The sequence below is a fragment of the Paraburkholderia phytofirmans OLGA172 genome (assembly GCF_001634365.1).
Taxonomy (GTDB): Bacteria; Pseudomonadota; Gammaproteobacteria; order Burkholderiales; family Burkholderiaceae; genus Paraburkholderia.
In genome coordinates, this window is the sequence record NZ_CP014578.1 from 4,138,883 (window position 1) to 4,154,353 (window position 15,471).

Annotated in this window: 7 protein-coding genes, 2 tRNA genes and 3 rRNA genes; 2 read left to right on the forward strand and 10 right to left on the reverse strand. The window is 57.1% G+C overall.

Annotated features, from left to right (window positions below):
* Position 1: 1 nt before the first annotated feature.
* Both mraZ and coq7 read right to left on the reverse strand, forming a co-directional pair.
* Complete coding sequence (gene mraZ / locus AYM40_RS18185; protein ID WP_063497434.1) at positions 2–430, reverse strand: division/cell wall cluster transcriptional repressor MraZ; 429 nt, start codon at positions 428–430, stop codon at positions 2–4.
* 407 nt (positions 431–837) lie between these two features.
* Complete coding sequence (gene coq7, locus AYM40_RS18190; RefSeq protein ID WP_063497435.1) at positions 838–1,470, reverse strand: 2-polyprenyl-3-methyl-6-methoxy-1,4-benzoquinone monooxygenase; 633 nt, start codon at positions 1,468–1,470, stop codon at positions 838–840.
* Between the two features lie 302 nt (positions 1,471–1,772).
* Between coq7 and AYM40_RS18195 the strand changes: the two genes are divergently transcribed.
* Positions 1,773–2,945: a porin gene (locus AYM40_RS18195; protein ID WP_063497436.1), complete on the forward strand. Its 1,173-nt coding sequence runs from the start codon at positions 1,773–1,775 to the stop codon at positions 2,943–2,945.
* A gap of 221 nt (positions 2,946–3,166) precedes the next feature.
* Here the strand turns inward: AYM40_RS18195 and AYM40_RS18200 are convergent, their stop codons facing one another.
* Both AYM40_RS18200 and AYM40_RS18205 read right to left on the reverse strand, forming a co-directional pair.
* Positions 3,167–4,840, reverse strand: a complete 1,674-nt coding sequence (locus tag AYM40_RS18200) for a long-chain fatty acid--CoA ligase (RefSeq protein WP_063497437.1) — start codon at positions 4,838–4,840, stop codon at positions 3,167–3,169.
* 147 nt (positions 4,841–4,987) lie between these two features.
* A complete protein-coding gene (locus AYM40_RS18205; protein WP_063497438.1) occupies positions 4,988–7,066 on the reverse strand; it encodes a molybdopterin-containing oxidoreductase family protein in 2,079 nt (692 codons plus the stop codon).
* Between the two features lie 178 nt (positions 7,067–7,244).
* Here AYM40_RS18205 and AYM40_RS18210 point away from each other — a divergent pair, with 178 nt between their 5' ends.
* On the forward strand, positions 7,245–8,441 hold the full coding sequence (locus AYM40_RS18210; RefSeq protein WP_063497439.1) for a M20 aminoacylase family protein: 1,197 nt from the start codon (positions 7,245–7,247) through the stop codon (positions 8,439–8,441).
* A 257-nt stretch (positions 8,442–8,698) separates the two neighbouring features.
* On the opposite strand, the gene rrf is transcribed toward AYM40_RS18210, so the two are convergent.
* The 6 genes from rrf to AYM40_RS18240 form a co-directional block, all read right to left on the reverse strand.
* A 5S ribosomal RNA gene (gene rrf / locus AYM40_RS18215) occupies positions 8,699–8,811 on the reverse strand.
* Between the two features lie 220 nt (positions 8,812–9,031).
* A 23S ribosomal RNA gene (locus AYM40_RS18220) occupies positions 9,032–11,912 on the reverse strand.
* A gap of 340 nt (positions 11,913–12,252) precedes the next feature.
* Positions 12,253–12,328: transfer RNA gene (locus AYM40_RS18225), tRNA-Ala, on the reverse strand.
* 82 nt (positions 12,329–12,410) lie between these two features.
* Positions 12,411–12,487: transfer RNA gene (locus tag AYM40_RS18230), tRNA-Ile, on the reverse strand.
* A gap of 65 nt (positions 12,488–12,552) precedes the next feature.
* A 16S ribosomal RNA gene (locus tag AYM40_RS18235) occupies positions 12,553–14,083 on the reverse strand.
* Together the 16S, 23S and 5S rRNA genes with 2 tRNA genes alongside form the textbook arrangement of a ribosomal RNA operon.
* 511 nt (positions 14,084–14,594) lie before the next feature.
* Positions 14,595–15,371, reverse strand: coding sequence for an enoyl-CoA hydratase (locus AYM40_RS18240; RefSeq protein WP_063497440.1), 777 nt, complete (start codon positions 15,369–15,371; stop codon positions 14,595–14,597).
* Positions 15,372–15,471: the final 100 nt, after the last annotated feature.

Sequence of the window (15,471 nt, forward strand, 5' to 3'; positions counted from 1 at the left end):
ATCAGAACGTGAAATTCTTTAACGCTTCGGGCATGCCCTCGGCGATCGCTGCCTGTTCCTTTGCTGCGTAAGTTTGTGCGTCCCACAACTCAAAGTGACGACCCATGCCGAGCAAGGTCAGCTCCTTTTCCAAGCCGCCAGCCGCGCGCAATTCCGGCGACACGAGCACGCGCCCTGCGCCGTCCATATCAACGTCCATTGCGTTGCCGAGAAAAATGCGCTTCCACCACGTTGCGTTCATGGGCAGCTTGTCGACCTTGTCGCGGAAGATTTCCCACTCAGGGCGCGGAAAGAGCAACAGGCAGCCGTCCGGGTGCTTGGTGATCGTCACCCGGCCCTCTGCCTGTGTTTGCAGCGCATCCCGATAGCGAGAGGGAATCGACATCCGCCCTTTCGCATCGAGCGTCAGCGCCGACGCCCCTTGGAACACTTCGCTCTCCTCGCGGCGTTTTTGCGCCGGCTGCCCGATCCGTGAAAATCTACCCCAAACCGCCCGTGAGATCACACAAAAATACACTTTCTCACACTGTCTCCCACTTTAGAGGAACGCTAAACAGGGGTCAAGGGAGATACACGCTTTTCGAGCGAATTTTGTTTGCTAGAACAAGGACTTAGCGCGACTCCTTCACATCGGGCATAAAACGGAAAACCGTTATAAATGAATGGGCTAGTGACGCTTGTGAAGGTGATACGTGAAAAGTGCGAGGGAAAGGCGCGGAATGTAAGAGATCGTGAAGCGGGATCGGGAGGTGTTGGCTGGCGTTCCGGGTATCTCGGGTGGGCGGCGCGCGAGGCGCCGTCCCACTTTCAGGCGGTGCGTGAGCGTGGGTCTCGGACTTATATGTAATAGGCAGTGCGCGTCATGACTTTCGATACCGCCCGCATGAGTGCGCGCGCAGGGAACGGCAACTCGACGCCGCCCGCGTCCATGGCGGATTTACCATGTTCCGCCTCGTCCACACGCATCTGTTCGACGATCGCGCGCGACTCGCGGTCGGCCGCGGGCAATTGATCCAGATGGCTATCCAGATGCTGTTCGACCTGGCGCTCGGTTTCGGCCATGAAGCCAAGACTCACCCGATCACCCAGGCGGCCTGCTGCGAGGCCGATTGCCAACGCGCCTGTATACCAGAGCGGGTTTAACAGGCTGGGACGGGAATCAAGCGCTTGGAGGCGTTTGGCAGTCCACGCCAGATGATCCTCCTCTTCGATGGCCGCGTGATTAAACACCGCCCGCAAAGGCGGCGATCGGGTAGCGAGTTTCTGAGCCTGGTATAGCGCCTGGGCGCACACCTCGCCGACGTGGTTCACACGCATCAAGCCGGCCGCATGCGCGCGTTCCGCCGGAGAGAGTTCGGCGGGCTCCGCCGCTGACTCTTGCGGAACCGGCAACGGACGACTCATTCGCGACACGCCAGTCATTGAGCGTAAACCCCGATCAAACTCGCTAATCAACTCGTCCAAAAGCATTAAGTACTCCCTGATTCGAGAACCGCCTCGTCGCGCTGGCCGGTCCACGCGACAAGGCTTTGCAAGGCAAAACCGGCTTCGCGAAGACCTTGAATTCAAACGAATCCGACGGCCAATTTGTGATTTTAGACCATGTTGCGTAAACGAAACAGGAGCCGCTTTGGCCGTCTCCTTTTGCTTTGTGCCATGTATGCCTTTTGTTACATTACGTGCAACTTCTCGCGAAGTTGGACAAGCAAGGCCTCAACGCTATACAAATATTCGCCTTGTACAAAAGATTCGTAATCCTTGGAGATCATTCGATGAAAAAGTCGCTTCTCGCTCTTGCAGCACTGGGCGCATTCGCTGGCGTCGCACATGCTCAGAGCAGCGTGACCTTGTACGGTATTGTCGACGTTGGTCTTAACGTCAACACGAACGCTAAAGGCCAGCACCTGTACAACATGTCCAGCGGCGTGCTGTCAGGTAGCCGTTTCGGTCTGCGTGGCACGGAAGATCTGGGTGGCGGTCTGAAGGCAATCTTCGTGTTGGAAAACGGCTTTGACGTGACCAACGGCACGCTCGGCCAAAAGGGCCTGCTGTTCGGCCGTCAAGCTTACGTCGGCCTGTCGTCGAGCCAGGTCGGCTCGGTCACGCTGGGTCGTCAGTACGACTCCGTGGTTGACTACGTCGGCCCGCTGGAAGCGGGCGATCAATGGGGCGGCTACATCGCAGCTCACCCGAGCGACCTCGACAACTTCAACAACGCGTTCCGTACCAACAACACGGTCAAGTACTCGAGCGTAAACTACAACGGCCTAACGTTCGGCGGCACGTACAGCTTCGGCGGCCAAGCCGGAAATTTCTCGCAGAACCAGATCTGGTCGTTGGGCGCTGGCTACAACAACGGTCCTCTCGTTCTCGGCGTTGCTTACCTTAACGCGCGCACCCCGGCGAATACGGGCGGTCTGTTCAATACGCCGGCCACGACGACAGCGGCAGCTTCGGCTGTGACGTCGGGTGTGTACACTGGCTTCGCGTCGGCTAACACGTACCAGGTCATTGGTGCAGGCGGTGCATATACGTTCGGCGCAGCAACGATCGGCGCAACGTACTCGAATATCCGCTTCGGGAACCTGGGCGCAACGTACCATTCGCCGTTCGCGGGCCAATCGGCTACGTTCAACAACGCGGAAATCAACTTCAAGTATCAGTTGACCCCGGCGTTGCTGGTCGGTGCTGCGTATGACTACACCCGTGGCGCGGAAATCGAAGGTCAATCGCGCGCTCAGTACCACCAAGGTGCAGTTGGTGTGGATTACTTCCTGTCCAAGCGTACCGACGTGTACGTGACGGGTGTGTACCAGCACGCTTTGGGCGAGACGCTGAATGCAGCGGGAACTCCGGTTGCTGCAACTGCATCCATCAACAACATCACCCCGTCGGCGAACCAGAACCAGTTCACGGCTCGTATCGGCATCCGTCACAAGTTCTAATAAGTCGTAAAAAAGCAGTTTGCCTCAAAGGCGCCTTCGGGCGCCTTTTTTTATATGGCCGAGCGCCGCTTGAGTCGACTGGACTGCGAGAGAGACTGGTGACGGCGCCAAATAGAAAGGCCCGGCAGACTCTCGTCTACCGGGCCTTTCTTACTCTTCACGCAAATCTTTACTTCATGTCGGCTTCGTTCGAGCCGGCGGGTCTAATGCGCATGGGACGCTTAAGCCCGGCCGTCGCGCAACTCGCGACGCAGGATCTTGCCGACATTGCTCTTCGGCAACTCAGTACGGAATTCGACAATCTTCGGCCGCTTGTAGCCGGTCAACTGCGTTTTGCAGTAGGTGAGGATATCCGTGTCGGTAAGCGCCTGGTCCTTTTTCACGACGAACAACTTTACCGCTTCGCCCGAATGCTGATCCGGCACGCCGACAGCTGCGACTTCGAACACCCCCGGCATCTTGGCGACTACGTCCTCGATTTCGTTCGGATAGACGTTGAAACCCGAGACCAGAATCATGTCCTTCTTCCGATCGACGATCTTGACGAAGCCGTTTTCGTTCATCAAGCCGACATCGCCCGATTTAAAGAAGCCATCCGGCGTCATCACCTTGGCCGTTTCGTCCGGGCGGTTCCAGTAGCCAGCCATCACCTGCGGACCGCGGATGCAGATTTCTCCCGGCTGGCCAAGCGGCACCTCGTTGCCTTCGTCGTCGCGAATCGAGATTTCCGTCGACGGCAGCGGCAAACCGATCGTACCGCTATATTCCGTGACGGTAACCGGATTGCAGGTCACACATGGCGACGTCTCCGACAGACCGTAGCCTTCGATGATCGGCGTATGCGTATGCTCGAACCAGCGCCTGGCGACGGCTTCCTGCACCGCCATACCGCCGCCATTTGCCGCGATCAGCTTCGAAAGATCGAGTTTGTGGAAGTCTGGGCTGTTCAGCATCGCGTTGTACAACGTGTTGACAGCGGGAATCGTCGTGATCGGATAGCCCTCCAGCGCCTTGATCATGCCGGGGATGTCGCGCGGATTTGGGATCAGCACGCCGAGGCCGCCCGTACGGATCGTCAGCAGTCCGCAGACCGTCAGCGCAAAAACGTGATAGAGCGGCAACGCGACAACGGTGATGAACTGATCGATGTCCGTGCGGTGAGCGCGAACCGGATCGAGCCAGACTTCCGATTGCAGCACGTTGGCGATCAGGTTTCGATGCAAGAGCGTCGCGCCCTTGGCCACACCGGTCGTGCCGCCCGTGTACTGTAGAAACGCGACGTCGTCGGGGCCTTGCTGGACCGGTTTGAAACTTTGGTGGGCGCCCTCGGCGATCGCGGTGTTGAATTTGACGTGGCCGGGCAAACTCCACGCCGGCACCATCTTCTTCACGCGGCGCACGACGAAGTTCACCAACGTGCCCTTCACGCCCATCAGATCGCCCATTGTGGCGACGACAATGTGCTTGACCGACGTATTGCGCACAATCGCCTGCAGCGTGACAGCGAAGTTTTCGAGCAGAATAATCGCTTCCGCGCCGCTGTCCTTGAGCTGATGCTCGAGTTCTCGCGGGGTATAGAGCGGATTCACGTTCACCACCACGTAGCCCGCGCGCAATATCGCCGCGATCGCCACGGGATATTGCAGCACGTTCGGCATCATGATTGCAACGCGCGCGCCGCGGGCGAGACCCTTCGACTGAAACCACGCGGCCAACTGGCGCGAAAGCGTGTCCAGCTCGCCGTAGCTAATCTCCTTGCCCATGCAGACGAACGCTGGTTTGGCACGGTGGTCGCGGAAGGCTTCTTCGAGCAGGTCGGCGATGGACGAATAGCGAGTCGGGTCAATCTCTGCGGGAACGCCGGGCGGATAAGATTTCAGCCAGATTTTGTTCATGCAGCGTCTCCTTCTTTATTTTCGAATGGTCGTGCTAAAAACGCATCGTAGCATGGGCATCCCTGTGCTATCCCCGAGGAGCGGCTGAGTTAGACTGCAGCCTCGAACCCGTCGGGGACCGTCGCTGCGAGATTGTTGAGCGTGTTTTCAGGCGCGTTCGACTTCGACGAGGCAGTCGTAGAACGTGGCCGATCCACCCAGATCGGTAAGCGCCTGGCTGGTGACCTGATTCGCGTTGCGGCCATCGGGTGCGAGCTTCTTCCACCAGATCGACAAGCCGACAACGAGTCCTTGACGTGTCCTGTCGGTGACACGGGCGCGCGCCTGCATCGCGCCGCGATCGTTGAATATGCGCACCTGATCACCGTCGGCGATGTTTCGCTGCCGCGCGTCGGCCGGATGGATGTCCAGATGCGGCTCACCTTCTGTCGAGCGCAGGCTTTCGATGTTCACGAAGGTACTGTTCAGAAAGTTGCGCGCGGGCGGCGAGATCATTGCAAGCGGGTAACGGGCGGCGAGCTCGGGCGCACCGTCTGCGGATTCGTAAGGCGGCAGATAGTCCGGCAACGGATCAAGCCCTTGCTGCGCGAGGCGTTCGCTGAAGAATTCGCATTTACCGGATGGCGTGCGAAAGCCGCCCTCGGCGAATGGCGCCTCAGGCAGGCTCAGCGCTGCCCAGCCGGTTTTCTTTAGCGAATCCCAGCTGACGCCTTCGAGCGTTTTGTCATTCCAGCGGAATGCTGACTGTGCGACAGCGTCGTCGCTATCGTAAAGCGCCGGCTCCTGCAGTCCCATATGGCGCGCGAGGCCGCGAAAGATTTCCGTGTTCGGGCGTGCATCGCCAATCGGCGCGATCGCTGGCAGGTTCACCATCACGTGCGTGTGCCCGTACGACTTGTGCACGTCGAGGTGCTCGAGCTGTGTCGTGGCAGGCAGAAGCAGATCGGCGTAGTCCGCAGTGTCGGTCTGAAAGTGCTCGAGTACGATCGTGAACAGGTCTTCACGTGCAAAACCGGCGGCGACCCGTTCGGAGTCCGGCGCGACCGCCACCGGATTCGAGTTATAGACGATGATCGCCTCGACTTTCGGGCCGAACGTGGCGTCGCCCGGATGCAGCAATGCGTCGCCGATTGCGTTCATATTGATAACGCGCGATGCCTTGGCGGGCCAGCCCGGCATCAGGTCCGGGCGCTGCAACGCGTGCGAATCCACCGGCGCCCATCCGCCCGAGGACAATAGCGCACCTCCCGCCCGTTCGCGCCATGCACCTGTCAGCGAAGGCAAACATGCGATCGCGCGCACCGCGTTACCGCCGCCACGCACCCGCTGCAGGCCATAGTTCATGCGGATCGCAGCCTTCTTCGTGCTCCCGTAAAGCCGCGCAAGATCGACGATCACTTGTTCGTCAATGCCGCAAATTCGAGCGGCACGTGACGGCGGATAACTGAACGCACGCGCTGTGAGTTCATCGAAGCCCAGCGTATGGGCAGCGATGTAGGCGTGATCGAGCAGATTTTCCGTGATCAACACGTTGATCATGCCGAGCGCTAAAGCACCGTCGGTTCCGGGTTTCAGTGCAATGTGCTGGTGGCATTTTTCCGCCGTCAGCGAGCGGTACGGATCGATCGCGATCAGCCGTGCGCCGCGACGCCTGGCTTCCTGGGCGCGCGTCCAGAAGTGCAGGTTCGACGCGATGGGATTTGAGCCCCAGATCAGGATGACCTCACTCTCGGCGAAAAACTCAATGAGCATGCCGAGGCTGGCGCCGTAGGTGTATTTCAGCCCCGCCGCACCGGCGGCTGCACAAATCGTGCGGTCTAACTGCGATGCTCCGAGTTTGTGAAAGAACCGCTGCGCAATGCTGTCACCTTGAACCAGGCCCAGCGTGCCGGCGTAGCTGTACGGCATGATGGCTTCTGGCGCCCGGTTCGCGATCTCCGACAGGCGTGCTGCGGCCAACTCAAACGCCTCATCCCAGCTGATCGGCTCAAAATGGCCCTCGCCTTTGCGGCCGACGCGCTTCATCGGTGTCGTCAACCGATGAGGATGGTGCACCCGCTCGGCATAGCGGCTGACTTTGGTACATAGCACGCCCTGAGTCGGAGGATGATCGGGATCGCCGGTGACCTTGATCGCCCGTCCGTCTTCGACGGTCACGCGCATCGCGCAGGTATCAGGGCAATCGTGCGGGCATACCGCGCGGGCGAATTCAGTCGGAGCATTCATCGGCGATCCGTCGAAGAGAGCGGTAATGGGTGGGGTGACCCCGAATTTTATTACGCGCGTTGCCCGCTGAACCGCATAGTGCCGCCAAAAATGCCTTCGGCGTAGAATCAGTTATCAACGTGCCCGGGTGATATGGCCCCGGGCGACTCCACGCAAAGCAAAGCACACGCGCACCATCATGAAACTGATCCCAGAAATCCAGGCCGCTCACGGCGAAATTCAGGCCCTTCGACGAACGATTCATGCGCACCCCGAACTGCGTTACGAAGAAACTGCAACAGCGGATCTGGTTGCGAGGACACTTGAGTCCTGGGGCATCGAAACGCATCGCGGATTGGGCAAAACAGGCGTAGTTGGCGTACTGAAACGCGGCAACGGATCGCGCTCGATCGGACTGCGCGCCGACATGGATGCGCTGCCGATTCAGGAGCTCAACAGTTTCGACCATCGCTCGCAGAACGACGGCAAAATGCATGCGTGCGGTCATGACGGACATACCGCGATGCTGCTTGGCGCGGCGCGACATCTCGTCAAGCACGGAGATTTTGACGGCACGATCGTGTTCATCTTTCAACCGGCAGAAGAAGGTGGTGCCGGCGCACAGGCAATGATCGATGACGGCCTGTTCACGAAGTTTCCGGTCGATACGGTTTTCGGAATCCACAACTGGCCGGGCATGGCGGCAGGCCACTTCGGCGTGACCGAAGGGCCGATTATGGCCTCAAGCAACGAATTTCGTATTGAAATCAAAGGTGTGGGTTCGCATGCAGCGCTGCCGCACAACGGCCGCGACCCCGTGTTCACAGCAGTGCAGATCGCGAACGGACTGCAGAGCATCATCACGCGAAACAAGAAGCCGCTCGATACCGCGGTACTGTCGATCACCCAGATCCACGCCGGCGACGCCGTCAATGTCGTCCCGAACGATGCGTGGATTTCAGGCACCGTGCGCACTTTTACCACCGAAACGCTCGATCTGATCGAATCGCGCATGCGCAAGATCGCTGAGAGCACGGCCGAGGCTTACGATTGCTCGGTTGAAATCCATTTCCATCGCAACTATCCGCCAACCGTCAACAGTAGCGAAGAGACCCGCTTCGCTGCGGCAGTCATGAAGGAAATTGTCGGTGCGGAAAATGTCGACGACTCGGTCGAACCGACGATGGGCGCCGAGGATTTTTCGTTCATGCTGCTGGCGAAGCCGGGCTGTTACGCGTTTCTCGGCAATGGAGACGGTGGTCACCGGGACTCAGGACATGGTGCCGGGCCTTGCATGCTGCATAACGCGAGCTATGACTTCAACGACGAGCTATTGCCGATCGGGGCGACGTACTGGGTCCGTCTGGCACAACGATTCCTGGCACCAGGAAAATAAGGCGGTTGGGTGGATCGGGGCAACGGCTTATACGTCGGCTCTCCGCTTCACCTCCGCGCATGTCAATTCGCGGCGGCGTCACTGACGCCGGACGCGCTTATCTGGAGCTGACGGGTTACGCGAGCGCGCTCCGGATCGGCAGAAACGGCCACGTATTTCCCGGGGTGATGTTGCCGGGGCCGTATTGACGCTGTTTTTACGGCCGTAAACGCAAAAACCCCACCTTTGTGGGGTGGGGTTTCTGGACATGCTGGGGAGCCTGACGATTACCTACTTTCACACGGGAATCCGCACTATCATCGGCGTGGAGTCGTTTCACGGTCCTGTTCGGGATGGGAAGGGGTGGGACCGACTCGCTATGGTCATCAGGCATGACTTGTTGTCGTGTTGACTTTGTCAACACAACCAATCTGGAAGAAGTAGTTTCTGGTGATGCTCACCAGAGGAGCTTTCAGCAAGCTCGGGCTGTGTTGTTCGAGGCACAACATCGATCTCAACCTGTGCATGTGGTCTCAAGACCCTGCGCATGGCGCAGGGTGGGGCATCCATAAGTGCTGAAGCACTAACGGCTGCCGACACACACCTGTTATAGGATCAAGCCTTACGGGCAATTAGTATCAGTTAGCTTAACGCATTACTGCGCTTCCACACCTGACCTATCAACGTCCTGGTCTTGAACGACCCTTCAAGGGGCTCGAAGCCCCGGGGATATCTCATCTTAAGGCGAGTTTCCCGCTTAGATGCTTTCAGCGGTTATCTCTTCCGAACATAGCTACCCGGCGATGCCACTGGCGTGACAACCGGTACACCAGAGGTTCGTCCACTCCGGTCCTCTCGTACTAGGAGCAGCCCCCTTCAAATATCCAGCGCCCACGGCAGATAGGGACCAAACTGTCTCACGACGTTTTAAACCCAGCTCACGTACCTCTTTAAATGGCGAACAGCCATACCCTTGGGACCGGCTACAGCCCCAGGATGAGATGAGCCGACATCGAGGTGCCAAACACCGCCGTCGATATGAACTCTTGGGCGGTATCAGCCTGTTATCCCCAGAGTACCTTTTATCCGTTGAGCGATGGCCCTTCCATACAGAACCACCGGATCACTATGACCTGCTTTCGCACCTGCTCGACTTGTCGGTCTCGCAGTTAAGCACGCTTATGCCATTGCACTATCAGCACGATTTCCGACCGTACCTAGCGTACCTTCGTACTCCTCCGTTACACTTTGGGAGGAGACCGCCCCAGTCAAACTGCCTACCATGCACTGTCCCCGATCCGGATCACGGACCAAGGTTAGAACCTCAAACAAACCAGGGTGGTATTTCAAGGTCGGCTCCACGCAGACTGGCGTCCACGCTTCAAAGCCTCCCACCTATCCTACACAGACCGGTTCAAAGTCCAATGCAAAGCTACAGTAAAGGTTCATGGGGTCTTTCCGTCTAGCCGCGGGGAGATTGCATCATCACAAACACTTCAACTTCGCTGAGTCTCGGGAGGAGACAGTGTGGCCATCGTTACGCCATTCGTGCAGGTCGGAACTTACCCGACAAGGAATTTCGCTACCTTAGGACCGTTATAGTTACGGCCGCCGTTTACCGGGACTTCAATCAAGAGCTTGCACCCCATCATTTAATCTTCCGGCACCGGGCAGGCGTCACACCCTATACGTCCACTTTCGTGTTTGCAGAGTGCTGTGTTTTTATTAAACAGTCGCAGCCACCAGTTTATTGCAACCCCTTCACCCTTCTGGCGCAGGCCAGTCAAGCTACAGGGGCGTACCTTATCCCGAAGTTACGGTACCAATTTGCCGAGTTCCTTCTCCCGAGTTCTCTCAAGCGCCTTAGAATACTCATCTCGCCCACCTGTGTCGGTTTGCGGTACGGTCTTGTTAAACTGAAGCTTAGAGGCTTTTCTTGGAACCACTTCCAGTTGCTTCGTGACCTAGATCACTCGTCCCATGCCCTTGAATTCCGCGCCCGGATTTGCCTAAGCGCCTTCTCCAACACAGGAACCGGGACTTCCAACACCCGGACAACCTTCCGCGATCCGTCCCCCCATCGCATTTAACAATGGTGCAGGAATATTAACCTGCTTCCCATCAGCTACGCATTTCTGCCTCGCCTTAGGGGCCGACTCACCCTACGCCGATGAACGTTGCGTAGGAAACCTTGGGCTTACGGCGAGGGGGCCTTTCACCCCCTTTATCGCTACTCATGTCAGCATTCGCACTTCCGATACCTCCAGCGCACTTTTCAATGCACCTTCGCAGGCTTACGGAACGCTCTCCTACCATGCACATAAATGTGCATCCGCAGCTTCGGTATATTGCTTAGCCCCGTTACATCTTCCGCGCAGGACGACTCGATCAGTGAGCTATTACGCTTTCTTTAAAGGATGGCTGCTTCTAAGCCAACCTCCTGACTGTTTTAGCCTTCCCACTTCGTTTCCCACTTAGCAATATTTGGGGACCTTAGCTGGCGGTCTGGGTTGTTTCCCTCTTGACACCGGACGTTAGCACCCGATGTCTGTCTCCCGTGATTGCACTCTTCGGTATTCGGAGTTTGCTATGGCGTAGTAATCCGCAATGGACCCCACAACCATGACAGTGCTCTACCCCCGAAGGTGATACACGAGGCACTACCTAAATAGTTTTCGGAGAGAACCAGCTATTTCCAGGTTTGTTTAGCCTTTCACCCCTATCCACAGCTCATCCCCTAACTTTTCAACGTTAGTGGGTTCGGACCTCCAGTACGTGTTACCGCACCTTCATCCTGGCCATGGATAGATCACCTGGTTTCGGGTCTACACCCAGCGACTGAACGCCCTGTTCGGACTCGCTTTCGCTACGCCTGCCCTAATCGGTTAAGCTTGCCACTGAATGTAAGTCGCTGACCCATTATACAAAAGGTACGCCGTCACCCTCTTTCAAAGGCTCCGACTGTTTGTATGCATGCGGTTTCAGGATCTATTTCACTCCCCTCCCGGGGTTCTTTTCGCCTTTCCCTCACGGTACTGGTTCACTATCGGTCGATCACGAGTATTTAGCCTTGGAGGATGGTCCCCCCATCTTCAGACAGGATTTCACGTGTCCCGCCCTACTTGTCGTACACCTAGTTCTTCCCCGCTGTTTTCGTCTACAGGGCTATCACCTGCTATGGCGGCACTTTCCAGAGCCTTCGACTAACAATGAAGATAAAGAGTACAGGCTGATCCCATTTCGCTCGCCACTACTCTGGGAATCTCGGTTGATTTCTTTTCCTGCGGTTACTTAGATGTTTCAGTTCACCGCGTTCGCTTCGCATAGCCTATGTATTCAGCTATGGATACTCCATAAGGAGTGGGTTTCCCCATTCGGATATCGGTGGATCAAAGCTCGTTTGCCAGCTCCCCACCGCTTTTCGCAGGCTACCGCGTCCTTCATCGCCTGTGATCGCCAAGGCATCCACCACATGCACTTGTTCGCTTGACCCTATAACGGGTGTGTCTCATGTCGCATCCACTGGGAATGCAACGCTCGCCACAATCGCTACAGGTTGAGTATTCGTGTTGCGCCGTATTCCAAAGCGATCTTTCGATCACCTTTTCATACATTGATACAATCACAACCCTGATTCACCTACTCGATCACCCATCTCTAAGTGATCTTTCGTGAATCTCTTTACTACTTCTTCCTGATTGTTAAAGAACGACAGCCGATATCGCGGTTGCTATAACCACGTATCACTCTGACTGGCTCAATCGCCAATGCTTGTTTCACTACACCGCCAACGTCTTTCAACGTGCGCTGCAGATAAACCAGCATTGAAGATTGGTGGAGGATGACGGGATCGAACCGACGACCCCCTGCTTGCAAAGCAGGTGCTCTCCCAGCTGAGCTAATCCCCCAGTCACACAGATATCAATACATCCCTATCCGTACTGATCTACCCAGGGGTTTCAGTCATTAGCGCAGCCACCGCAGAAACAGTGGTGGGTCTGGATGGATTCGAACCATCGACCCCCGCCTTATCAAGACGGTGCTCTAACCAACTGAGCTACAGACCCCTGAGTCTGTCCTGATTCACAGCCGATAAGCGTGAGCGCTCAACGCATTGACACGTTAGCTCGAGAAAGGAGGTGATCCAGCCGCACCTTCCGATACGGCTACCTTGTTACGACTTCACCCCAGTCATGAATCCTACCGTGGTGACCGTCCTCCTTGCGGTTAGACTAGCCACTTCTGGTAAAACCCACTCCCATGGTGTGACGGGCGGTGTGTACAAGACCCGGGAACGTATTCACCGCGGCATGCTGATCCGCGATTACTAGCGATTCCAGCTTCACGCACTCGAGTTGCAGAGTGCGATCCGGACTACGATCGGTTTTCTGGGATTGGCTCCCCCTCGCGGGTTGGCGACCCTCTGTTCCGACCATTGTATGACGTGTGAAGCCCTACCCATAAGGGCCATGAGGACTTGACGTCATCCCCACCTTCCTCCGGTTTGTCACCGGCAGTCTCCCTAGAGTGCTCTTGCGTAGCAACTAGGGACAAGGGTTGCGCTCGTTGCGGGACTTAACCCAACATCTCACGACACGAGCTGACGACAGCCATGCAGCACCTGTGTTACGGCTCCCTTTCGGGCACTCCCACCTCTCAGCAGGATTCCATACATGTCAAGGGTAGGTAAGGTTTTTCGCGTTGCATCGAATTAATCCACATCATCCACCGCTTGTGCGGGTCCCCGTCAATTCCTTTGAGTTTTAATCTTGCGACCGTACTCCCCAGGCGGTCAACTTCACGCGTTAGCTACGTTACTAAGTCAATGAAGACCCAACAACTAGTTGACATCGTTTAGGGCGTGGACTACCAGGGTATCTAATCCTGTTTGCTCCCCACGCTTTCGTGCATGAGCGTCAGTATTGGCCCAGGGGGCTGCCTTCGCCATCGGTATTCCTCCACATCTCTACGCATTTCACTGCTACACGTGGAATTCTACCCCCCTCTGCCATACTCTAGCCCGCCAGTCACAAATGCAGTTCCCAGGTTAAGCCCGGGGATTTCACATCTGTCTTAGCGGACCGCCTGCGCACGCTTTACGCCCAGTAATTCCGATTAACGCTTGCACCCTACGTATTACCGCGGCTGCTGGCACGTAGTTAGCCGGTGCTTATTCTTCCGGTACCGTCATCCCCCCACCATATTAGGGCGGAGGTTTTCTTTCCGGACAAAAGTGCTTTACAACCCGAAGGCCTTCTTCACACACGCGGCATTGCTGGATCAGGGTTTCCCCCATTGTCCAAAATTCCCCACTGCTGCCTCCCGTAGGAGTCTGGGCCGTGTCTCAGTCCCAGTGTGGCTGGTCGTCCTCTCAGACCAGCTACAGATCGTCGCCTTGGTAGGCCTTTACCCCACCAACTAGCTAATCTGCCATCGGCCGCCCCTGTAGCGGGAGGTCTTGCGATCCCCCCCTTTCCTCCGTAGAGCGTATGCGGTATTAATCCGGCTTTCGCCGGGCTATCCCCCACTACAGGACACGTTCCGATGTATTACTCACCCGTTCGCCACTCGCCACCAGGGTTGCCCCCGTGCTGCCGTTCGACTTGCATGTGTAAGGCATGCCGCCAGCGTTCAATCTGAGCCAGGATCAAACTCTTCAGTTCAAACCTGTTACTGTTTTTCGGTTCACGCAGTTTCCTGCCTACGAACCGGTCGCTCACTCAACGTACTGACGAATGATCATCCTGCCGGCGTGAATCCACCCCAGCAGGAAAACTTTCCTTTAATACTAGTGTGAGACTTGATACTTTCGCTTCCCGGCAGACTCCGAAGAATCCACCGGCGCGTCGCGCATCAAGCGCCCACACTTATCGGCTGTTAATTTTTAAAGATCGAGTACGCATTCACTACCGAACCAGCACCGCGTTGCATCACATCACAACCACCCGGCACCGCTTCGTTCTGCGTCGCTGCATCAGCAGCAGAGAAACGAGATTATGAAGAACTTTCGCTACGCCGTCAACAGGTTTTTCCAACTTTCTCAACCCGCTCACTTCGCGCAAAGCCTTGCCACTACTGGCTCTCCCGCCTCCCGTGCCCCGGTGTCCGAAGCACGAAAGAGCGAGATTCTAGCGAGCCGCACGGCCCCTTGCAAGCGTTATTTTGACAAGCGTATTAACGATGCTTGAAAACCGGTTTGCGCTTCTCAACAAACGCGGCCATCCCCTCCTTCTGATCCTCCGTAGCGAAGAGCGAATGGAAGAGACGGCGCTCGAAATGCACGCCTTCCGCAAGCGTCGTTTCGTACGCACGGTTAACCGACTCCTTGACCATCATCACCGCCGGCAGCGGGAATTCAGCGATGGTTGCGGCCGCAGCCACTGCCTCGTCGAGCAGCGAAGCCGCGGGAATCACCCGCGAGACCAATCCAGCGCGCTCCGCCTCAGCAGCGTCCATGAAGCGGGCGGTCAGGCATAGGTCCATCGCCTTCGCCTTTGAGACGGCGCGCGGCAGTCGCTGCGTACCGCCAGCACCCGGCATGATGCCGAGCTTGATTTCCGGCTGGCCGAATTTCGCAGTGTCGGCGGCGAAAATAATGTCGCACATCATCGCCAACTCGCAACCACCGCCAAGCGCGAAGCCCGCCACCGCCGCAATGATCGGCTTGCGGATGGAGCGCACCGTTTCCCAGTTGCGAGTGATGTAGTCGCCTTTGTAGACATCCATATAGGTGTAGGTCGCCATCATGCCGATGTCGGCGCCGGCGGCAAACGCTTTCTCGCTGCCCGTCACCACGATCGCACCAATCGCTTCGTCGGCATCGAACTCGCGCAGCGCAGCGCCCAGTTCGTCCATCAACGCGTCGTTCAGCGCGTTCAACGCCTTCGGGCGATTCAACGTGACCAAACCGACCCGCCCCCGCGTCTCAACCTGAATGTTCTCGTAAGCCATGCCGCCTCCTAATGGTTAATGGCGCGCGAAAACGCTTCGCGCGGCCGTCTTAATAATGCTACCATTCACCAACCAACCGGTCGGTCAATTATTCGACAGG